Origin of the sequence: Methylophaga sp. OBS3, from assembly GCF_026319325.1 — a bacterium.
In the GTDB taxonomy this organism is placed as follows: domain Bacteria; phylum Pseudomonadota; class Gammaproteobacteria; order Nitrosococcales; family Methylophagaceae; genus Methylophaga.
Map to the genome: position 1 here is coordinate 1 of NZ_JAPDMU010000003.1, position 21,225 is coordinate 21,225.

Here is a 21,225-nt window from a genome sequence, read left to right on the forward strand (position 1 = left end):
TTGACGTTTGCATTCTTAGCGAATACTCAGCGTCAAAATATTTTCAAGAAACATTTCCACGCAAGTACCCACACAAATTACTTGATACCGTTTTGTTAAAGAGCGTTGCTAGCTAAGCCAGCAAAGAGGCGAGAATTATACGCCAATCGCCAGGGCTGTCAAACTTTATTTCGTATCCTTTGTCGCTTTCAAAGCCGCCGTAATCAACGAAAGAGCGGCATTCTACAGCCTCAGAGCATTAGGTCAACAGGAAGAAATTCCCAACTCTTTAAGACATGCTCTAGGTGCATGAATTCATACGTAATTTATTTTTAAATTTTTATGCTTTTGTTAGTCGGTTAACACCAATTGACGTCTTTAAGCCGGACAATCACTTTGCTTGTTGGCGAAATTCTCTCGGTGAAAGTCCGTATATTTGATGAAAAACTCTGCTGAAATGTGCCAGATTATTAAATCCGCAACGCATCGCGACTTCTGTTATTGAAAAATGTTTATATAGATGACTACTCAGCAATTGATGACTTAAGGCTAACCGCTGCTGGGTTAGGTAACGCATCAACGATGTTTGTTCTTCAATAAATAAGTTATTTATGTAACGAATAGACAAACCAACGCTCTTTGAAATTTGCTGTGCACTCAGTTCGCTATCATCCAGATGATGGGATATGTAATTTTTCACCCTATGTAAAGCCAACTCTCTATGGCGCGATAATCTAATCTCATCACCATTGGCTTCATTTAAAGTCATATTAATAAGCTGTAATACTGGTTCGGCTAAAGCCTGAAACTCAGGTGCTTTAAATTGATTCAACTGATTTAGCATGCTGGCTAACATCGATGTAGTGACTTTGGTTAGATTGGCGCTCTTAGAAAGATTAGTTGCCGTGAGCGTACTTAAATTACGCACCTGACTATCTAATAGATGTCTTGGCACAGAGATCAGCAACTTTGAAAAGGCTGTTGGTATTTCTATCCGATGTGGTTGTGTTGCGTCATACAGAGTTAACTCTCCCGGTTTGAGAAAAACCTCTCTGCCACTCTGCTCTAATTTATATTCACCATTCGTTGGCATCACAATGAAATAACAATCTTGCTCGGCTTTGTCTGGTTCCTGAGCTAGCCGTTGTATAGAAATTGCATTTGAGTGTATCGGTGATACTCGCATGCCGCGTTGCCATGGAAAGAGATACATATCATTAAATAGTTGCATCTCTTTAGGTTGTTGAATATCAACATTGGCATATTCTCGACCAATGACATCTTTAAGCCATGCCAGTCTCTGGCTTTCAGGAAGTTGCTTAGTACACAGACGTTGTCCGCCAAGTTGTAACAAACTTTGTTGGTAACTTGGCATTGTTATAGTCCGTGTATTACGCATATGTAATCACCAATTTAATCAAAATAAAGCGCCAATTCAGGCAAGTTTAGAACAAGCGCTAAAGGCATACTTCTCAAATTAAACTATAACAATAGAGAGAGGAATAAACATGTCTAAAGCAACAGATATCAACACCGTCTTAATTCGTGGTGTTTGTTTATGGATATTGATGGCTTTATTGCTGGCTTGGTGTTTAGTCGGTGTGTACAACCAAGTTGAGTTCTTGCAAGCAATTTTTCCGGGTAAACCTTCAAGGATATTGCAGGCACATATCGACTTTCTATTGATGAGCGCTTTGATATTTGGGTTTTATGCTGCTCGCGTGAGCTTACCTTGGCATGTTCGCTGGGCGATGGTGGTTGGTGCCTTTACTAACTCCAGCCTATTTTTAATGTATGCGATGTTTCCAACGCTTGATCCTGCAACTGAGCTTTATAGCCCCACCGGTTTTTGGTTTGGACTCTCTAATATCTATTTATATAGTAGCTTACTCATTACCAGTTATGGCTTTGGTAAAGGCGCTGTCTTAGTGCTGAAAAATAGCTTGAATACCGATGAACAGGATAAAAATTGTAAAAGATGTGGGCGTGAACTTAAGTAACGCTATGATTACCGGCAGGTATAAGGCCTGCCGGTAATAAACAAAATATGTGTCTATACTAATTAAGAATCACCCAAGCGATTTTCTTTTTACCTGCTTGGATAAGATATTTGCCTGACGCCAACTGCAACGTTGGTTCAATCACTTGCCAATCAACTTTCACACTTCCGTTTTTTAACATATCCCTAGCTTGAGCTGAATTAGCAGCTAGATTTGCTTTGTTAATAACAGCAGATATGGCTAGTTCAGATTGCCCTTCCAGCTCAATCGTAACTTCAGGTGTTCCCTCCGGCACTTCACCTTCGGTGATGACATTGCCTGCACCTTTATGCGCATTCAATGCAGCTTCCTCACCATGAAAACGTGCAACAATCTCACGTGCTAAGTCGATCTTCACATCACGGGGGTTAGCACCGTTTTCAACGCTGGTTTTCAAATCCTCAATTTCTTTTAATGATTTGAAAGACAATAGTTCATACCAGCGCCACATCAGTGAATCAGGGATAGAAACAATTTTTTGGAACATGGTACCTGGCGCTTCAGTAATACCTACGTAGTTACCAAGAGACTTCGACATTTTCTTAACACCGTCCAAACCTTCTAGTAAGGGCGTCATTATCACTACCTGGGCATCTTGTCCTTCTGCTTTTTGCAGCTCACGTCCCATCAATAAGTTAAATTTCTGATCGGTACCACCGAGTTCAACATCAGCTTCTAACGCCACAGAGTCATACCCCTGAACTAGAGGATAAAGAAACTCATGGATTGAAATGGACTGGTTAGCTTTAAAGCGCTTTTTGAAATCATCACGCTCTAGCATTCGCGCAACGCTTAGTTGCCCCGCTAACTTAATCATAAAGTCAGCACCTTTATTGCCAAACCACTCGGAGTTGAAGCGTACCTCAGTTTTTTCTGGATCTAAAATTTTGAATACCTGCTCTTTATAGGTACGGGCATTCGCTTCAATTTCTTCTGAGGTTAGTGGTGGACGTGTGGCACTCTTACCAGTGGGGTCACCAATCAGACCAGTAAAGTCACCGATCAAAAAGATAACCGTGTGTCCCATTTGTTGAAACTGACGTAACTTATTGATGAGAACAGTGTGACCTAAATGCAGATCAGGAGCAGTTGGGTCAAAACCGGCTTTAATACGAAGCGGCTGGCCTTTTTTAAGTTTCTCAATTAGCTCTTCTTCAACCAAAATTTCTTCAACGCCGCGACGAATTTCGGCCATCGCCTCTTGCACAGGGATCATGACAACTCTCCAAGGTTTCAATTTGGGCGCAGATGTTACCACATGCGCAGTAATTTAAGGGGTTTCAATTATCATCAAATACTGAGAGAATTGGACGAATTTATAACTAGCAAGAGACTGTCCATGAAGAAACGTAATAGACTTCTGAGCCCATCACAGCAGACACGTATCTTCAAGTCAGAGCGTTTAGCACCGCACAAAAATCGACACTTTATGTTTGTGTCTGTATTAGCTATTGCGGGTATCTTTCTGACAACAATGGTACTAGCAACCAGTGCCCCAGCACCTACTAGTCAAAGCCAAGTTATCAAACTTCCTGAAATCAAACAGGAAATGCATGCACTTGCATCACCTATCACCAAATCACCAGCAGCTGCCATCACACCACTGACGGTTCAAAGTAAAGCAACTGACGAAACACCTATTTCAGATGTTGAAGCAACCGAACAACTACACCTTCAGACAGGTGGAATTCCAGTGGAATCCCCTGAGAACGTTGCTTTAGTTGCCGAGCCACGTGATAGCAATGTCAATTGGCAGGAAGTTGAAATCGTATCGGGTGACAACTTGTCACGAATTTTCCCACGCCTTGGTTTAACAGCAACAGATGTCTTTCATGTCGCCCAAACTGAAAACATCAAACCATTACTGAATTTAAAACCAGGTCAACTACTTCGCGTTGGTTTGGAGCCTGCTGAAGAAGACGATTCACTTAATCTGATTGCCCTTGAGTTACAACTCGATCCAATCAAAACACTGTCATTGACTGCTGTCGATGATGGCTATATTGCTGAAACGCATGAGCGTGAAATTGAAAAACGCCAGCAAGTTGTTGGTGGCGAAATCCAAAGCTCGCTTTTCCTTGATGGCCAAAAAGCTGGCATGTCAGATAAATTGATCATGGAACTCGCTTATATTTTCGGCTGGGACATCGACTTTGCCCTAGATTTACGCCAAGGCGATAGTTTTAAAGTTGTTTACAACGAAAACTACTTAGATGGTGACAAAATCGATGATGGTGAAATTTTAGCAGCGGAATTTACCAATCGTGGCAAATCCTTCCGCGCGGTTCGCTTTACTGATGATGAAGGTACCAGCCGTTATTACACCCCAACAGGTGATAGCATGCGTAAAGCCTTTACGCGCACGCCTGTGCCAATTTCACGTATCAGCTCAGGCTTTAACCCTAACCGCAAACACCCAGTATTGAAAACTAACCGTCCTCATCGTGGTACAGACTATGCGGCAGCAACCGGTACCCCAATTCTTGCAACAGGTGACGGTAAAGTTAGCTTTGTTGGTAACAAAGGTGGCTACGGACGTACTGTGATTTTGTCTCATGGTGGTAGATACACCACGTTGTTTGCACATATGTCACGTTATAAATCTGGTATCAAAGTTGGTCAGCGCGTTAGACAAGGTGATGTGATTGGTTATATCGGTAGTAGTGGTTTAGCTACGGGTCCACATTTGCATTACGAATTCCGTGTTGATGGCGTTCACAAAGATCCATTAACTGTTGAGCTGCCTAAAGCAGAAGCTTTACCAGCACAATATCGTCAGCAATTTGCAATGCTCTCTGAGCCATTGTTAGCACGTCTGGATAATGTTCAAATTCCAACAATCGCTTTCAATATCGACTAATGGCGCTTTATGTTGGTGTGATGTCAGGCACCAGTGTTGATGGAATTGATACAGCACTACTAGATATCACACCAGGCAATACCCCAAAACTGATCGCGGCCCAAACACTCGACTATCCTGTCGAGATACAGCAAGCAATTCATAACCTCATTAAAGATCAGCACTGTAGTCTTCAAGCTCTTGGAGATTTGGACATGGCGCTTGGTCACCTCTATGCTGATGCCGTTATTGCGTTATTAGACCAAGCTAACTGCCCAGCAGAGAACGTTAGTGCTATCGGCTGTCACGGCCAAACGATTTTTCATTCCCCCGAATCTCCCCACCCATTTAGCATGCAAATTGGCAATGCAAACCCTATCGTTGAGCGAACAGGTATCAACACTGTTGTCGACATAAGACAACGCGATATGGTGTGTGGTGGTCAAGGCGCTCCTATGGTGCCGGGCTTTCATGAAATCATGTTTCGTGATGATTCAGAGAACAGAGTTATCGTTAATATTGGTGGGATCGCCAATATCACAATCCTTCCTTCAGATCCTCAGCAAGCAATACAGGGTTTTGATACAGGGCCAGGTAATACCCTGATGGATTCTTGGATCAATCAATACCAGAGTAAACGCTTTGATGCTAATGGTGATTGGGCAGCAACTGGTAATGTGCAATCTGCGTTACTAGAGACTTTACTAAACGATGATTACTTCGCTCTGCCGCCGCCCAAAAGCAGTGGTCGCGAGCTCTTCCACTTACCATGGTTAAAAGCAGCGCTGGCAAAACACGCTGATAACTTTAAAGCTGAAGATATTCAAGCAACATTGTTAACTCTCACTGCAAAATCAATTGCAGATGCGGTTTTAACTCATGCTAGCAACACCCAGAGGGTGATTATTTGTGGTGGTGGCGCTCATAACTCAGCACTCATCAAGGCTATCCAACATTTACTGCCAGACATACAAGTAGATACGACTGACCAACATGGACTCTCAGCAGACTTAGTAGAAGCCAGTGCCTTTGCTTGGCTAGCTTGTCAGACGATGAACCACCAAACTGGCAGTATTGCGTCTGTTACTGGCGCGAAACACGATAGTATTCTCGGTGGCATTTACTGGTCAAGATAAGCTTGGTATTCGTTATCACCGAGTAATTTTGTTTGCCACGATAGTCCGGGTTGCTCAATCACAAAAAGCCAACCTTCGGTTTCAGGCTGTTGATTTATTAAGGCTACATCTAGAAAAAGCGTTTTGTTGATTTGTTTAAGACGTGCCGAAAATGGCAAGTTTATTTCCGTCAACGACTTTGCTGATTCAAGCGTACATATAGACTCATATGCCTGTATTTCGGTGTTTTCAGCAACACCAAAGCTAATATGGTGTAGGTCAGATAGCTGATCTTGATAAAACTCAGTAATACCTACTTGATAAGCTTCAGCACCTAATCGCCGAAACCATAAATGACTCTTGCTGAATAATGTTGGCATAGACTGGTTAGTCAGCAACCAGTCTTCCATACAGAGCATTCATATCTCTTAATACTTGAGCACAATCAGGTGGCAACATATCCCATTGAAAGCGCCAACGCCAGTTATCTTCAGTCGTACCAGGGACATTCATACGGTGCGCACCATCAAGAGCCAATACATCTTGCATTGGTAATACCGCTAATGACGAAACAGACATAAGTGCCATTCTATTGAGTAGCCATGGCATGCCTTCATCACTATGACCGACATAGGCATGAAGATGATGTTTTGCCCCGTCATCTAAAGTTTGATACCAACCTAAAGTTGTATTGTTATCGTGAGTACCGGTATAAGTCACACTGTCCGTGGTATGTTGATGTGGCAAATAGGGGTTGGTGGCATCACCACCAAAAGCAAACTGCAGAATCTTCATACCGGGCATGGCAAATTTTTCACGCAGTGCATTCACTTCATCGGTAATAATGCCCAAGTCTTCTGCAACTAGAGGCAACTCATCAAACCGCTCAAGTAAAGCATTAAATAATTGCTCACCCGGCGCTTTTGCCCATTGTCCTTCAATGGCTGTTTCACAACTCGCAGGGATCTCCCAACAAGACTCAAAACCTCTAAAGTGATCGATGCGGATCAAATCAAATAGTTTAAGTTGTGTCTGTAAGCGTCTTTGCCACCAATCAAAATTGCTATCGATATGAGTTTGCCAGTGATAAAGCGGATTTCCCCAGCGCTGCCCCGTTTCAGAAAAATAGTCCGGTGGTACACCAGCAACTTTTTCGGGCTCCCCAGTAGCGTCCAGCGTAAATAACTTCGGTTCAGCCCATACATCAGCGCTGTCGTGCGCTACAAAAATAGGCATGTCACCAAACAACTTCACACCACGCTGGTTTGCATAGGTTTTGAGTGCTTGCCACTGTGAAAAGAACATAAACTGCTCAAATCGACGAATATTGAGTGATTCGCTACGTTGTTTACGAATTTCAACTAAGGCGGGCTCTTGCCGATCTCTAAGCGGTGCAGGCCAGTCAAACCAAGCTGTTGAATGCTGAAGTTGACGGATTTCTCTAAATAAAACGTAATCGTCTAACCAGTAAGACTCATCAGCACAAAATTTGGCAAAAGCATTTTTTAGGTCATCTGCCGCATAAGTTGTGAAATGTCGATACGCTAAAGCAATTTGTGCCGCAATCTTACCGCCCGATAACTCTTCTGACTGACACCATGGCTGCTGACGAATTTTTTCCAGGCTAATGAGACGGGTATTGCCAGCGTGTGCAGACAGACACTGATAGGGAGAGCCATCGCTATGTGTTGGCCCTAAAGGCAACATTTGCCAAACGGTGACCCCTGCTTGTTGAAGAAAATCAACAAACCGGTAGGCATCTTTGCCCAAATTGCCGGAAGGTAAACTGGTGACGTGTAGTAACACGCCACTACGACGCTGACAAAAAATATGCGCCTGTTCCATAGTTAACTTCCGCGTCGCATTGTGCCGCCTTGTTCCGCCATACCCCCGCCATGAGATACAACTTCTGACAGTATTTGTGGTACTTCCTGTCCCAGCATTTGATATAGATTAGATAAGTGTAATCGGTACAAGCGCTCGAAATCGCTTACGCTCTCAGCAGAGTTATAATCACCAAACCACCAGAACCAATCAGAGCCCTCGCAAATCGCAAGTTGGCGGTCAATCGCTTGTTGCGTTTCACTGTCAAACTCATTTTCGGCCATCACCTGGTCATAGACCTGTTTGGCATGGCTTAATAAATCCCAACCGCGGTTTTTATCAGGATCACCAATCCAGGTAGAGAAACTGCCATAAACCCAGCTACCAGCAACCATTTCAGGTAACTCTCCAGGTTTTACGCCAGCTTCAAGACAATTGCTGAACGTTGTTAACTCAATATCAGGATGTGCAACCAAACGTTTGTACAGAGACTGTAAGAAATAATACCCATTGTAAGAGTAGTACTCCCAGGCATTCTCACCATCTAAGATAACGGAAACCACACGATCGGCATCGTTTTCTGTATTCGCTTTAATATTCATCAAGTGATGAATAAAATCATTTACCGCATCCTCAGCGCCCCACTTGGTGTAGGTAAAGCCAATCAAATCCGATAAACCATCATCACGGAAAAAGCATGCCGGCGGTTGGTTTTTAACACGATAAGGCTTGTGAATATTGGCATCGTTCATTGCCGACTTATTCAAGCTGTTTCGCAATACATTCTCGCCGGTTGCTACCCAAGTAAAGCCGTGACTTGCAATTAATGGCATCGTCGCAGCCGAGACAGCCCCTTCCGATGGCCAGCAGCCTTTAGGGCGAAAACCAAAGAATGACTCAAATACACGTAAGCCCTCCTCAATATGCCATTGAGCACGCTCAGCACCACCTGGATATGCTTTGATTTCAGGAAGGGGGGCATCAGGCATCGCTTCTAATGTTGAATTAATATCCAACATCAATGGCAAGATTGGATGCGCATAAGGCGTAACAGAAAGTTCAACACGACCTGATTCAGCTAATCGGCGGTAGCGTGGAATAAGGTCGTTAAGAATCTCCCCAATCACTGTCATTAACTGACGACGATCGTGAAACGTGAATAACTGGCCTTTTTTCATTAAGGCTTGAATACGAATATCGCTCCGACGGACCGATTCAGCCATCCAAACCAAGTGATACCAAACTAATAAATCGACCAAAAACTGTTCGTTTAAGTAACGTAAACGTTCAGTTTGTTCCAAAGCCCATCGGGCAATATCCACTAACTTGGCAAACTGAGGAAACGGTGCAATCAGTTTCTCTTCATTGGCGCGTAAACAAGCATTAATCAATTTACGACGCTCACCAGCATGCGTTGGTTGTACTGGTGAGTCTAGCGCGATAAGTAGTGGATCTTTTAATCGGCCAGTACCCTTAAAGCGCCCTTTTAGTTGCTGGTCATAATCATCCAACTGCTCAAGTAGCGTCGGAGCAAAGTTAACAACAGCTTTGGCTTGGGGCACATTTTCAAGGTGCCAAGCCATATCTGCGTAATCTTTAATGGCATGCAAATAGGTCCAAGGCAGCTGATACATGCCGCCCATTGGCTCACTATATTGCGGCTGGTGCATGTGCCAGCATAAAACGACTTTTAATTTAGCGGACATAGCGATAGTTTTGACCTAACATTTCAGGTGTCACTAAAACGACACCATTGGGTGAAACCTCAAATCGTTTGGCATCGGCTTCTAAATCCTCACCAATGACCGTACCAGGGGGAACGATACAGCCTTTGTCCAAAACGACTTTCTTAAGACGACAGTTTCGACCGATACTGACGTCTGGCAAGACCACGCTGTCTTCTACCACACTGAAACTATGTACTTCTACGTTTGAAAATAACACCGAGTGTCGAACAGTGGAACCCGAAATAATACAACCGCCAGAAACCATAGAGTCTACCGCCATACCCCGACGGTCATCATCATCAAATACAAACTTTGCGGGAGGTTGCTGCGCTTGATGAGTCCAAATTGGCCAATCATCATCATATAAATTTAGCTCTGGCGTGACACCAATTAACTCTAGGTTGGCAGACCAGAAAGCATCGATAGTCCCTACATCACGCCAGTAGCCAGGATCATTACCCTGAACGTCTTTGTAAGGGAATGCGATTACTTTGTAATGCTTAATCAAGCTCGGAATAATGTCGTGACCAAAATCATGCGTAGATCTTGGTGAATCGGCATCTTTGATTAATTGTTCATACAGAAATGCTGCGTTAAAGATATAAATACCCATTGAGGCAAGTGCGACATCATCGCGGCCCGGCATTGGGGTTGGTTCAGCCGGTTTTTCATCAAATGCAACAATTCGACGATTCACATCAACAGACATAACACCAAATGCTTTTGCTTGGTCTAATGGCACTTCAATGCAGCCAATTGTCATGTCCGCGTTTTGCGCGACATGCTCTGCCAACATATCACCGTAATCCATTTTGTAGATGTGATCACCAGCAAGAATCAATACATACTCGGCGCCATGATTTCGCAAAATATCAATATTTTGGTAAACCGCGTCGGCCGTACCCGCATACCAGCCTTCCGCCGTACGTTGAGATGCTGGCAACAACTCGACAAACTCGCCCAAAGCACCACGCATAAACCCCCAACCTTGTTGGATATGACGAATTAATGAGTGCGCTTTATATTGCGTTAAAACCCCTACTCGGCGAATACCGGAGTTAACGCAGTTTGATAATGGAAAATCAATAATTCTAAACTTACCGCCAAATGGTACGGCCGGTTTAGCACGCCAATCCGTCAATTGTTTCAGTCGTGAACCACGACCTCCCGCAAGAATTAAAGCGAGTGTATCTCTGGTAAGACGACTGACAAAGCGCGTGCTATTATTTTTGGACATTAGGATCCTCGGCTACTGGCGTGCAAAGTATGTTGTAATGAACTCAAGCCTGCCACAAGCCCGGCCTGCTGAGCAATAAAAAAAATGATGAAGGATAGTATGCCCAATTTTTTTGAAAATAAGTTGACAGCTGATCAGGAAAAAATCATCGAAGCACGCCACCATGATCCTTTTTCCATATTAGGTTTACATGAGCGTAATGGTGAGGCCATTATCACCGCATTTTTACCTGATTGTGAGTCCGTCACACTTGAAAATGGTGAACCCTTAAAACGGTTAGCTGGCACCGACTTGTTTGAATGGCGCGGCAGCATTGGTGAAGTTCAATGGCCCTATGCGCTAAATAAACAATTTAAAAACCAAACGACGTTCAAGCAGTTTGATGCATATAGTTTCGGACCACAGATTTCTGAATATGATCTGCACCTGTTTGCAGAAGGTCGCCATTGGCATGCTTACCGGATGCTTGGCGCACATGCCAAAACCATTGATGGTGTTGAAGGTGTGTTATTCGCCACTTGGGCACCTAATGCGCAACGCGTCAGTGTTGTTGGTAACTTTAATCAGTGGGATGGCAGAAGACATCCTATGCGTGTTCGTGGCAATAGTGGCGTGTGGGAATTATTTATTCCCGATCTAAAACCAGGCGACCTTTATAAATTTGAGCTTCGCAATCACCATGATGGCAGCCTACACTTAAAACAAGACCCGTATGGTCAAGGCAGTGAATTGCGTCCAGGCACAGCTTCAAAAGTGTTTAGCAGCCATTACAAATGGCAAGACCAAAACTGGATGGACAAACGCGAACGCAGCGATTGGTTACACAGTCCACACAGTGTTTACGAAGTACATTTAGGTTCATGGCGACGTCACGCCGATGGCAGTTTTTATAGTTATCGTGAGCTTGCAGACACTCTAGTGCCTTATGTAAAACAATTAGGTTTTACCCATATCGAATTGTTGCCCATTACCGAGCATCCATTAGATATGTCTTGGGGCTATCAAACCACCGGATACTATGCCGCGACTAGTCGCTTCGGCACACCTGATGAGTTTCGTTATTTAGTCGATAAATGTCACCAAAATGATATTGGCGTACTACTCGACTGGGTGCCGGGCCATTTCCCTAAAGATGCACATGGCCTCGCCCGTTTTGATGGCTCAGCACTTTATGAACATGAAGATCCCCGTTTAGGTGAGCATCAAGACTGGGGCACATTGATTTTCAACTACGGTCGAAATGAGGTCCGTAACTTTTTGTTATCCAGTGCTTTTTTCTGGTTAGAAGAGTTCCATATTGATGGTTTACGTGTCGATGCTGTCGCATCAATGCTGTATTTGGACTACTCACGCAAAGAAGGCGAATGGTTACCAAATCGTTATGGTGGTCGTGAAAACCTAGAAGTTATCGAGTTTTTAAAGCAAGTAAACACTGTGCTTCATCAAGCTCATCCCGGCTGTATTGTTGCCGCTGAAGAATCAACGTCTTACCCAATGGTCTCAAGGCCAACAGATATTGGTGGTCTTGGCTTTTCCATGAAATGGAATATGGGCTGGATGCACGACATCTTGGAATACATGAAGCAGGACCCAATTCATCGTCGTTATCACCACAATCAATTGACGTTTGGCCTGCTCTACGCATTTACTGAAAACTTTGTTTTACCGTTTTCGCATGATGAAGTTGTGCATGGCAAACGCTCAATGCGCTACAAAATGCCTGGTGATGAATGGCAACAGTTTGCCAACTTACGTTTGCTATACACATTTATGTATTGCTATCCAGGTAAAAAACTACTGTTTATGGGCTCTGAGTTTGGGCAAGGCAGCGAGTGGAACTCAGATAACCAATTGGAATGGTATGTTCTTGATTACCCGCCACACCAAGGCTTGCAACAATTAGTCACAGACTTAAACCAGCTATATAAAGAACTACCCGCTCTACATACATTTGATTTTGAATCGCGTGGCTTTGAATGGTTGGACTGCCACGACCATGAACAATCCGTATTAAGTTTAATTCGTAAGACTGAACAAGACTGCATTTTGGCGGTATTTAACTTCACCCCGGTAACCCGAGGTAGCTATCGTGTTGCTGTACCAGAAGCAGGTGCATACCGCGTTATTTTTAATTCCGACTCTGAATTTTATTGGGGCAGTAATTTTGAAACAGCTATTGAAGTGCATAGTGATCCACAGCCATGGGCTGAGCGTGCACATTCTGTGACTTTAAATCTGCCGCCACTTGCCGGGTTAATGCTGCAAAAGATTCGTTAATGAACAAACTGCTGCCCGAGGCAACCTATCGCGAACAAAAGTACTTATTGCAAATTGAGTTGCTGAAAGTACAGCATTGGACGCAAGAAACCGGGCAGCGGATCTTGGTTTTGTTTGAAGGGCGAGATGCCTCAGGAAAAGGCGGCACCATAAAGCGTTTTACCGAACACCTTAATCCTCGTGGTGCGCGTGTTGTTGCACTTCCCAAACCCAGCGATATTGAGCAAGGCCAGTGGTATTTTCAGCGCTATATCCAACACTTACCTTCTGCTGGTGAAATCGTTCTATTTGACCGTAGTTGGTATAACCGTGCTGGTATTGAGAGAGTTATGGGGTTTGCCACTGAACAACAATATCAGCACTTTCTACAACAAGTACCGCAAGTCGAAAAACTACTGATCGATGATGGAATTCAATTATTTAAATATTGGTTTTCTGTCAGCCGTGATGAGCAGGCAAAACGATTTGATGCGCGCCGTAATGATCCGTTAAAACACTGGAAATTGAGCCCTATTGATGAAGCAGCGCAATCTAAGTGGGATGAATATACCGAAGCGAAACAAGCCATGTTTACTGCTACCCACTCCCCTGCTTCACCCTGGACAATCATCAAATCTGATGACAAACGCAGTGCCAGACTAAATTGTATGAAGCACTTTTTACGCGTCTTAGATTATCCAGATAAGAATCTGGAGTTGTTAGAAAAGATTGAGAGTTCGCAGGTGTTTGAGCCAGTATTTAACCAGCCCAAACGCCGCCAATCTGATTAACGCTTATTGACGTAAAGTACGAATCAGTTTGATAAGTTCGGTAGTCGAACTATCATGCGTTGAAATTTCTGCATTATCTTTAAGATCAGGCAAGATTGCTTTAGCAAGCTGTTTACCTAACTCAACGCCCCATTGGTCGAATGAATTAATATTCCAAACAACACCTTGAACGAACACTTTGTGTTCATAAAGTGCCACTAACTGGCCCAACATTTCGGGTGTGAGTTTCGGGAACAATAGAACATTACTTGGACGATTACCTGGGAAAACCTTGTGCGGTAATAAAGCTTCTAGTTCTTTACCTTCAAGTCCACTTGCTACTAATTCAGATCGAACTTCTTCAGCGTTTTTGCCTTTCATCAAGGCTTCAGCTTGTGCAAGACCATTTGCCAACAAAATTGACTGATGATCACACTCTGGGTAATGACTATTGACTGGTAACACAAAATCAACTGGGATCAATTGCGTACCCTGGTGAATCAGCTGGAAATACGCATGCTGACCATTGGTACCCGGCGTACCCCAAATAACAGGACCAGTTTTATAACTAATACGCGCGCCCTGACGGTTAATAAATTTACCGTTACTTTCCATATCCAATTGCTGCATATGGCTTGGGAAACGTGCCAGCGAGTGATCATAAGGAACGATGGCATGTGTTTGGGCATTAAAGAAGTTAATGTACCAAATACCTAACAAACCCATAATCACAGGGATGTTTTTTGCGAACGGTTGTGAACGGAAATGCTGGTCCATTTGATGACCGCCATCCAATAAACGCTCGAAGTTATCCATGCCCACATACAAAGCAATTGGCAGACCAATAGCGCTCCACAGTGAATAACGTCCACCGACCCAGTCCCAAATCTCAAACATGTTGTCGGTATCAATACCGAATTTAGAGACTTCGTCAGCATTGGTTGAAACAGCAACAAAATGTTTAGCAACATCTGCTTGTTGAGCTGACTTCAAGAACCATTGACGAGCTGATTGTGCATTGGTCAATGTTTCTTGCGTAGTAAATGTTTTTGAAGCCACAACAAATAGCGTGGTTTCAGGGTTCAGCTTTTCTAGCGTAGTACTTAAATCTGTACCATCAACATTAGATACAAAGTGAACTTTCAAACCATCAATTGCGTATGGCTCAAGCGCGTCACAAATCATGGCAGGGCCTAAATCAGAGCCACCGATACCAATATTCACGATATCGGTCATAGGCTTACCTGTGAAACCAACCCATTCACCGCTATGGACCTTGCCGCAGAAGTTGGCCATTTTGGCTAACACGGCATTCACTTCAGGCATCACATCTTTGCCATCGACCATTACCGGAGTATTGGCACGATTACGCAAAGCCGTGTGCAGAACAGCACGACCTTCGGTATGGTTAATCGCTTCACCACTAAACATGCAGTCAATCCAACTTTGCATATCCACAGCATCAGCTAATGCAAATAGCTTATCCATGGTTTCTTGCGTGATGCGATTTTTAGAGTAATCCAGCAGTAAATCACCGCTGTATACTGAAAAGTGCTCAAAGCGGCTAGAATCCAGCGCAAATTGCTCACGCATCGACAGATATTTCACATCGGAATAGTGCCGGTCTAAAGATTGCCACTCTGCGATATTTAATGGTGTCATATTTCTACTTATTGTTATTACTGGTGGGCACTTTGACTGAGAAAATCAGCCAATTCCTGCCACGATATAGTTTGTTGTTCGCCGGTTGCCATGGTTTTCACACCAACCTGCTGCTGTGCGACTTCTTCTTCACCAAGGATGAGTGTCCAACGAGCACCACTACGGTCAGCCCGCTTAAATTGGCTTTTAAAACTACCACCACCACAATGGCTAATCAAGCGTAAAGAAGGGAGTTGATCACGGAGTTGCTCGGCAAAAACAGTCGCTGCCGATTGTGCTGTTTCCCCAACGGCAACAAGGTAAGCATCAGGGCCAGTTGCTTCAGGCAAGGCATCGTTGGCTTCTAACAACGCAATTAAACGTTCTAAACCAATCGCAAAGCCAATGGCTGTTGCCATTTTGCCACCTAATTGCTCTACCAGACCATCATATCGACCACCTGCGCAGACAGTACCTTGCGCGCCGAGTTGATCTGTTACCCACTCAAATACTGTCTTGCTGTAATAGTCGAGACCGCGAACTAAGCGTGGATTAACCTCATAACTAATACCCGCTTTATCTAATGTCTGACAAAGCACCTCAAAATGTTGACGTGATTCAGCGTCAAGATGATCCAGAAGTTTCGGCGCAGCATCATTTAATGCCTGCATATCTGGATTTTTGCTATCCAGAATACGCAAAGGATTGCTATGCAATCGACGCTGGCTATCTTCGTCTAACTGTTCATGATGTTGTTCAAAGTAACGAATCAATTCAGCACGATATTGCAGTCGTGCTTCCGTGCTACCTAATGAATTGATTTGCAACGTCACGCCAGTTAAGCCAAGCGCTTTCCATAGTCTTGCCGTTAGCAGAATTAATTCAGCATCAATATCCGGACCATCAAAACCATAAGCTTCTACACCCAATTGGTGAAACTGACGATAACGACCTTTTTGTGGGCGTTCGTGACGAAACATGGGGCCCATATACCAAAGACGTTGGCTTTGATTGAGTAGACCATGTTCCATTGCGGCACGCACGCACCCCGCAGTACCTTCCGGACGCAACGTTAAGCTGTCACCATTTCGGTCTTCGAAGGTATACATCTCTTTTTCAACGATATCGGTTACTTCACCGATTGAGCGTTTAAAGAGTTCAGTTTTTTCCACGACAGGCAAACGAATCTCACGATAACCGTAGCTGCCAAGAACATTTCTGAGCGTTGTTTCAATATACTGCCAATATGGCGTCACTTCCGGGAGAATATCGTTCATTCCCCGTACTGAGCGGATCAATTCTGCCACCTTTAACTGATGTCCTTTATCGGTATTACTTTCTCGGCTTTGTCGCCTTGTTTACGCAGCGCAATTCGCTGCCGAATTTCGCGCTCTAATTCATCGACCAGTGCATCGTTTTCTACCTTATGATGAGGTTTACCATCTTTATAAAGTAAGTTTGGTGTACCACCTGTCAGGCCGATAGCAGCCTCTTTAGCTTCACCCGGACCATTTACAACGCAACCGATAACGGCAACATCCATTGGCTCGATAATGTCATCTAGTCTTGCTTCAAGTGCATTAACCGTAGAAATCACATCAAACTGTTGTCTTGAACATGAAGGACAAGCAATTAAGTTAATGCCTTTACTACGAATACGTAGGCTCTTCAAAATATCAAAGCCAACACGAATTTCTTCAACGGGATCTGCTGCAAGGGAAACACGAATGGTATCGCCAATACCTTCTGCCAACAGCATGCCTAAACCAATCGCTGATTTCACTGAACCGCTACGTAATCCGCCGGCTTCGGTGATACCTAAGTGCAGTGGCTGTTCGATTTGGTCAGCTAGTTTCCGATAGGCAAAGACGGTCATGAAGACATCTGACGCTTTCAAGCTGACTTTAAAGTCAGGAAAGTTAAGCCTATCGAGGATATCAATATGACGCATCGCTGATTCCACCAATGCATCGGGAGTTGGCTCGCCATATTTCTTTTGCAATTCTTTTTCTAAAGAGCCGGCATTCACACCAATACGGATTGGAATATTAAAATCACGCGCTTTATCAACAACTGCACGCACCCTGTCTTCACGTCCGATATTACCCGGGTTGATTCGTAAGCAATCCACGCCTAATTCAGCAACGCGTAAGGCAATTTTGTAATCAAAATGAATATCAGCAATCAGCGGAATACTGGTTTGTTTTTTAATTTCACCAAACGCTTCGGCCGCATCCATTGAAGGAACAGATACACGTACCAAATCGGCGCCAACTTGTTGTAGTCGCTGAATTTGCGCGACAGTTGCCGCAACGTCAGTTGTTTCAGTGTTGGTCATGCTCTGTACAGCAACAGGAGCATCACCCCCAACTGGTACATTACCGACCATGATTTGTCTTGATTTACGACGTTTGATGAGGTGACTGGTTTCCATCATATTTAACTAGTCTCCAAGCGTTAGTCGGGCGACATTTTTTACGCGAAATTCTGCCAAGTCAACAGGCGTATTATTAAATCGCAATGCTGTTCCACCGACATTACCGATGCGTACTGAAAATGGGATAGGCCCAATAAGTTCTATGGTTTCTTGGTCAAGAACACGACTGATGAGGGTATTGCCACCATTGTCTTTAACTTCGATCCAAGAAGGTTCTGTGACCACTAATGTTAATGTAGCTTCACCACTGTTAAGCGTATTGCCTGACTCATCTTCGATTGATAAAGTTTCAGGGCTGACAGCTACGGTTTCAGCATCATTCACTTCAACAGGGTCAACCGGCGCAGTTAAGTTTTCTTGCTCACTACTCGCCATTTCAGCAGGCATCGACTCAATTCGTAGCGGTGCCGTAACGTTATTATCTAACTTACTGACATCACGCGTTTCCTGAGCATTAGTTGGATTTGCTCGAATGCCATCGTCGTCATAAGCAAGGTCCGGTTCGACAACCATATTGTCACTATTGATGCCAGTTGCCGCTTGCTCAACCTCGGTTACAGGTGTTGACCAAAGCTGATAAACAACGAGAGCGATAATAATAGCGACGATAACCAATAAACCACCGCCCCATGGAAATCCTTTATCGTCAGGGAGTGTTTTGGTCATTAATAAATCAGTTGGCCGTTCAACTTCACCATATTGTTCGTTAAACATGGCGAGCATTTCATCACTCGGTAGCCCTAAAAACTTCACATAGTTCAATAAATAACCACGTGCATAGGTACGACTGTGTAATTTTTCCCAATCTTCTTGCTCAAGATGATCGATAGTGGCTCGCGTGAATCGCAATTGGGTTGCAACTTCGGCAATGGTTAACTTCTTTTGTTCACGTGCTTGTTGCAGTTTTAGCCCGATACCAGTTGTCGGGAACATTGCTGAATTATCGCTTTCGTCGTTCACTGCACTCATAGATTTGCGATACCTTGGTTGACCATTTGCATTTCATCAGAATCTGGGAATCGCGAGCGCAAAATCAAAACATAGCTCGCAACGGCATCTTCATCACCCAACTTGTTTTCGATCTTAATGCCAGTTAATAAAGCACGGGGCGTCCAAGTCGCAGCACTGTGGAAACGTTGAATGTATCCACGTGCTTGTAAGTAATTTTGTTGCTCATAGCTGATTTCAGCCATGCGTAACAAAGATTTACCTAGTGTTGGCTGGTATTGAAGTGCGCGTCGAAAATAGCCTTCTGCTTTAGCAAGGTCAGGTTTTTGTAACGCACATAACCCAGCATTCTCGTAGGCTTGAGCGACACTAAGGTATAAAGGATTTTCAACAGCTAATAGGAATTTAGCCTCTGCTTCGTCATAGCGTTGCTGCTGGCATAGATAAACACCGTAGTTATTTTGTGCTTCTGAATAATCCGGCTCTAGAGCGACAGCTTTTTTGAAATGTTTTTCCGCTTTATCGTTTTCATCAAGTCGTTGATACAACAACGCTATGGTGTTGTGTGCACTGGCTAAGTTTGGATCTTGCTGCAAAGCTTTTTCAAGCTTTTCTAGCGCAAACTTGTAATCACCACGCTGCATATAATTAATACCCAAACGCATATTAATTTCTGCGGCCTCACTCCCCCCGGAACTTGACGTCCGGTTACCAGCGCAGGCAGTTAAAGAAATTGAAAACAGTAATACCCAAAAATATCGCTGAACTCTCATTTGACGAAAACCACTTCCTGTTCGGCTAAACGTTGGCTGCGGCGGGTTTTGTCTTTCACTTCACCAGCCAACTGACCACATGCAGCCACAATATCATCCCCACGCGTTTTACGCACGGTGACAACCAGGCCAGCATCCATCAGTTGCTGTTTGAACTTCTCGATCACATTTCGTGATGAACAACGGTAATCCGTTCCCGGAAAGGGATTAAACGGAATCAGGTTAATTTTGGTTGGTAAGTCTTTGAGAATGCGAATTAAATCTTTTGCATCCTGGGCAGAGTCGTTAATACCAGCCAGCATCACATACTCCACCGTGATATGGCGACGTTGCTGACCACCTTCAACATAACGTTTGCAAGCGGCTAATAGTTCAGCAATCGGATATTTGTCATTAAGGGGAATAATCTGACTGCGCAATTCATCATTAGCAGCATGTAATGAAATTGCTAAGCTGACCGGACAGTCCTGTTTTAGCTTGTCAATCATTGGCACCATGCCCGAGGTGCTCAATGTCACTCGGCGCCACGAAATGCCATAGCCGTAATCATCACGCATTAAATTCATCGCGCTAACAACATTGGCATAGTTAGCCAGTGGTTCGCCCATCCCCATCATCACCACGTTAGTGACGACACGGTTTCCCTTGGGATCTTTATTCAATGCACGGTTCGCAATCCATAATTGCGCCACGATTTCAGCAGCCGTTAAATTACGATTAAAGCCTTGTTGTGCTGTAGAGCAAAAAGTACATGTCAGCGCACAGCCGACCTGTGATGAGACACATAGCGTGCCCCGCCCTGCTTCGGGGATAAACACAGTCTCAATGGCATTATTGCCATCCATTCTGATAACCCATTTGCGCGTTCCATCCGCAGAGATATGCTCATGCATGACTTCTGGCACACGAATTTCTGCAATGGCTGCCAGTTTTTCGCGTAATGCTTTGCTGAGGTTACTCATCTCCGCAAAATCAGTGATTTGATACTGATGTATCCATTGTAACAACTGACGCGCACGGAAAGGCTTTTCGCCGATTTCGACGAAAAACGCTTCCATGGCTTGTAAATCAAGCCCCAATAGATTGGTACGGTCAGTTGTCATGGACGTTTACTTATCGCTTAGCGAGTACGTGAGCAAAGTTGATCTTCTGTAAAGAAGTAAGCAACTTCACGAGCTGCGCTAGTTGTTGAGTCAGAACCGTGGACTGCGTTTTCATCGATGCTTTGCGCAAAATCAGCACGGATAGTGCCTGCGGCAGCTTCCTTAGGATTTGTTGCGCCCATCAGATCACGGTTTTTGATAACGGCGTCATCACCTTCCAGAACCTGAATCATGACAGGACCAGAAGTCATAAAACTAACCAGATCACCAAAGAATGGACGTTCTTTGTGTTCTGCGTAAAAGCCTTCTGCTTGGTCTTGTGACAGGTGAACCATGCGTGCAGCAACTACAGACAGGCCCGCTTTTTCGAAACGTGAATAAATTTCACCAATCACATTTTTTGCTACTGCGTCTGGTTTGATGATAGACAAAGTACGTTCAATCGCCATTATTGATCCTCATTGATAAAGTTGTGTTAAACCGACATATTCTAGCATCTTAAGTACAGCTTGTTGGTAGCGTCATGAATCAATCAGT

At 44.0% G+C, this 21,225-nt stretch carries 18 protein-coding genes; 5 read left to right on the top strand and 13 right to left on the bottom strand.

From position 1 onward, the window contains the following. Positions 1 to 370: 370 nt before the first annotated feature. Positions 371 to 1,354 carry a helix-turn-helix domain-containing protein gene (locus OMP94_RS06730; RefSeq protein WP_266277513.1) on the bottom strand — a complete coding sequence of 328 codons (984 nt, stop codon included), beginning with the start codon at positions 1,352 to 1,354 and terminating at the stop codon, positions 371 to 373. Positions 1,355 to 1,487: 133 nt separating this feature from the next. On the opposite strand from OMP94_RS06730, the gene OMP94_RS06735 reads away from it, so the two are divergent. Next, on the top strand, positions 1,488 to 1,979 hold the full coding sequence (locus OMP94_RS06735) for a hypothetical protein (protein ID WP_266277514.1): 492 nt from the start codon (positions 1,488 to 1,490) through the stop codon (positions 1,977 to 1,979). Between the two features lie 58 nt (positions 1,980 to 2,037). Here the strand turns inward: OMP94_RS06735 and tyrS are convergent, their stop codons facing one another. After that, complete coding sequence (gene tyrS, locus OMP94_RS06740; RefSeq protein WP_266277515.1) at positions 2,038 to 3,234, bottom strand: tyrosine--tRNA ligase; 1,197 nt, start codon at positions 3,232 to 3,234, stop codon at positions 2,038 to 2,040. A gap of 123 nt (positions 3,235 to 3,357) precedes the next feature. On the opposite strand from tyrS, the gene OMP94_RS06745 reads away from it, so the two are divergent. Both OMP94_RS06745 and OMP94_RS06750 read left to right on the top strand, forming a co-directional pair. Further along, complete coding sequence (locus OMP94_RS06745; protein WP_266277516.1) at positions 3,358 to 4,878, top strand: OapA family protein; 1,521 nt, start codon at positions 3,358 to 3,360, stop codon at positions 4,876 to 4,878. Then, positions 4,878 to 5,993, top strand: a complete 1,116-nt coding sequence (locus OMP94_RS06750) for an anhydro-N-acetylmuramic acid kinase (RefSeq protein WP_266277517.1) — start codon at positions 4,878 to 4,880, stop codon at positions 5,991 to 5,993. The genes OMP94_RS06745 and OMP94_RS06750 overlap by 1 nt, the downstream gene beginning before the upstream one ends. Here OMP94_RS06750 and OMP94_RS06755 read toward each other — a convergent pair. Genes OMP94_RS06755 through glgC form a run of 4 tightly spaced genes read right to left on the bottom strand, consistent with a single transcriptional unit; the run spans position 5,978 to position 10,760 of the window. Next, positions 5,978 to 6,382, bottom strand: a complete 405-nt coding sequence (locus tag OMP94_RS06755; protein WP_266277518.1) for a glycine cleavage system protein H — start codon at positions 6,380 to 6,382, stop codon at positions 5,978 to 5,980. The two genes, OMP94_RS06750 and OMP94_RS06755, sit on opposite strands and share 16 nt — an antisense overlap. Beyond that, complete coding sequence (malQ, locus tag OMP94_RS06760) at positions 6,360 to 7,817, bottom strand: 4-alpha-glucanotransferase (protein WP_266277519.1); 1,458 nt, start codon at positions 7,815 to 7,817, stop codon at positions 6,360 to 6,362. Before malQ ends, OMP94_RS06755 begins: the two co-directional genes overlap by 23 nt. A gap of 2 nt (positions 7,818 to 7,819) precedes the next feature. Beyond that, the gene (locus OMP94_RS06765; RefSeq protein ID WP_266277521.1) at positions 7,820 to 9,466 is read right to left on the bottom strand and encodes a glycoside hydrolase family 57 protein; all 1,647 of its coding nucleotides are present in this window, start codon (positions 9,464 to 9,466) and stop codon (positions 7,820 to 7,822) included. Positions 9,467 to 9,491: 25 nt separating this feature from the next. After that, positions 9,492 to 10,760: a glucose-1-phosphate adenylyltransferase gene (glgC, locus tag OMP94_RS06770; RefSeq protein WP_266277522.1), complete on the bottom strand. Its 1,269-nt coding sequence runs from the start codon at positions 10,758 to 10,760 to the stop codon at positions 9,492 to 9,494. Between the two features lie 99 nt (positions 10,761 to 10,859). Here glgC and glgB point away from each other — a divergent pair, with 99 nt between their 5' ends. Together glgB and ppk2 are read left to right on the top strand one after the other, a co-directional pair. Then, a complete protein-coding gene (glgB, locus tag OMP94_RS06775) occupies positions 10,860 to 13,037 on the top strand; it encodes a 1,4-alpha-glucan branching protein GlgB (protein ID WP_266277523.1) in 2,178 nt (725 codons plus the stop codon). Beyond that, positions 13,037 to 13,807: a polyphosphate kinase 2 gene (gene ppk2 / locus OMP94_RS06780; protein WP_266277524.1), complete on the top strand. Its 771-nt coding sequence runs from the start codon at positions 13,037 to 13,039 to the stop codon at positions 13,805 to 13,807. Before glgB ends, ppk2 begins: the two co-directional genes overlap by 1 nt. A 3-nt stretch (positions 13,808 to 13,810) precedes the next feature. Here ppk2 and pgi read toward each other — a convergent pair whose 3' ends face one another. The 7 genes from pgi to ndk are packed head-to-tail and all read right to left on the bottom strand — an operon-like array spanning position 13,811 to position 21,137. Continuing rightward, positions 13,811 to 15,448: a glucose-6-phosphate isomerase gene (gene pgi, locus OMP94_RS06785; RefSeq protein WP_266277525.1), complete on the bottom strand. Its 1,638-nt coding sequence runs from the start codon at positions 15,446 to 15,448 to the stop codon at positions 13,811 to 13,813. A 17-nt stretch (positions 15,449 to 15,465) separates the two neighbouring features. Further along, positions 15,466 to 16,734, bottom strand: a complete 1,269-nt coding sequence (gene hisS, locus OMP94_RS06790) for a histidine--tRNA ligase (RefSeq protein ID WP_266277526.1) — start codon at positions 16,732 to 16,734, stop codon at positions 15,466 to 15,468. A 2-nt stretch (positions 16,735 to 16,736) separates the two neighbouring features. After that, complete coding sequence (ispG, locus tag OMP94_RS06795) at positions 16,737 to 17,861, bottom strand: flavodoxin-dependent (E)-4-hydroxy-3-methylbut-2-enyl-diphosphate synthase (RefSeq protein ID WP_416240455.1); 1,125 nt, start codon at positions 17,859 to 17,861, stop codon at positions 16,737 to 16,739. A 9-nt stretch (positions 17,862 to 17,870) separates the two neighbouring features. Continuing rightward, positions 17,871 to 18,833, bottom strand: coding sequence for a RodZ domain-containing protein (locus OMP94_RS06800; protein WP_266277528.1), 963 nt, complete (start codon positions 18,831 to 18,833; stop codon positions 17,871 to 17,873). Beyond that, on the bottom strand, positions 18,830 to 19,585 hold the full coding sequence (gene pilW, locus OMP94_RS06805; protein WP_266277529.1) for a type IV pilus biogenesis/stability protein PilW: 756 nt from the start codon (positions 19,583 to 19,585) through the stop codon (positions 18,830 to 18,832). Before pilW ends, OMP94_RS06800 begins: the two co-directional genes overlap by 4 nt. Continuing rightward, positions 19,582 to 20,688, bottom strand: a complete 1,107-nt coding sequence (gene rlmN / locus OMP94_RS06810) for a 23S rRNA (adenine(2503)-C(2))-methyltransferase RlmN (RefSeq protein WP_266277530.1) — start codon at positions 20,686 to 20,688, stop codon at positions 19,582 to 19,584. Before rlmN ends, pilW begins: the two co-directional genes overlap by 4 nt. 17 nt (positions 20,689 to 20,705) lie before the next feature. Continuing rightward, positions 20,706 to 21,137: a nucleoside-diphosphate kinase gene (gene ndk / locus OMP94_RS06815; RefSeq protein ID WP_266277531.1), complete on the bottom strand. Its 432-nt coding sequence runs from the start codon at positions 21,135 to 21,137 to the stop codon at positions 20,706 to 20,708. Positions 21,138 to 21,225: the final 88 nt, after the last annotated feature.

Excerpts from the sequence above, each read along its gene's own strand:
- glgB (WP_266277523.1), top strand. The coding sequence starts at position 10,860 with ATGCCCAATTTTTTTGAAAATAAGTTGACAGCTGATCAGGAAAAAATC.
- tyrS (WP_266277515.1), bottom strand. The coding sequence starts at position 3,234 with ATGATCCCTGTGCAAGAGGCGATGGCCGAAATTCGTCGCGGCGTTGAA.
- OMP94_RS06800 (WP_266277528.1), bottom strand. The coding sequence starts at position 18,833 with ATGAGTGCAGTGAACGACGAAAGCGATAATTCAGCAATGTTCCCGACA.
- pilW (WP_266277529.1), bottom strand. The coding sequence starts at position 19,585 with ATGAGAGTTCAGCGATATTTTTGGGTATTACTGTTTTCAATTTCTTTA.
- rlmN (WP_266277530.1), bottom strand. The coding sequence starts at position 20,688 with ATGACAACTGACCGTACCAATCTATTGGGGCTTGATTTACAAGCCATG.
- pgi (WP_266277525.1), bottom strand. The coding sequence starts at position 15,448 with ATGACACCATTAAATATCGCAGAGTGGCAATCTTTAGACCGGCACTAT.
- OMP94_RS06755 (WP_266277518.1), bottom strand. The coding sequence starts at position 6,382 with ATGGAAGACTGGTTGCTGACTAACCAGTCTATGCCAACATTATTCAGC.
- OMP94_RS06765 (WP_266277521.1), bottom strand. The coding sequence starts at position 9,466 with ATGCACCAGCCGCAATATAGTGAGCCAATGGGCGGCATGTATCAGCTG.
- glgC (WP_266277522.1), bottom strand. The coding sequence starts at position 10,760 with ATGTCCAAAAATAATAGCACGCGCTTTGTCAGTCGTCTTACCAGAGAT.
- OMP94_RS06750 (WP_266277517.1), top strand. The coding sequence starts at position 4,878 with ATGGCGCTTTATGTTGGTGTGATGTCAGGCACCAGTGTTGATGGAATT.
- OMP94_RS06730 (WP_266277513.1), bottom strand. The coding sequence starts at position 1,354 with ATGCCAAGTTACCAACAAAGTTTGTTACAACTTGGCGGACAACGTCTG.
- ispG (WP_416240455.1), bottom strand. The coding sequence starts at position 17,861 with ATGGAAACCAGTCACCTCATCAAACGTCGTAAATCAAGACAAATCATG.
- ppk2 (WP_266277524.1), top strand. The coding sequence starts at position 13,037 with ATGAACAAACTGCTGCCCGAGGCAACCTATCGCGAACAAAAGTACTTA.
- OMP94_RS06735 (WP_266277514.1), top strand. The coding sequence starts at position 1,488 with ATGTCTAAAGCAACAGATATCAACACCGTCTTAATTCGTGGTGTTTGT.
- ndk (WP_266277531.1), bottom strand. The coding sequence starts at position 21,137 with ATGGCGATTGAACGTACTTTGTCTATCATCAAACCAGACGCAGTAGCA.
- malQ (WP_266277519.1), bottom strand. The coding sequence starts at position 7,817 with ATGGAACAGGCGCATATTTTTTGTCAGCGTCGTAGTGGCGTGTTACTA.
- OMP94_RS06745 (WP_266277516.1), top strand. The coding sequence starts at position 3,358 with ATGAAGAAACGTAATAGACTTCTGAGCCCATCACAGCAGACACGTATC.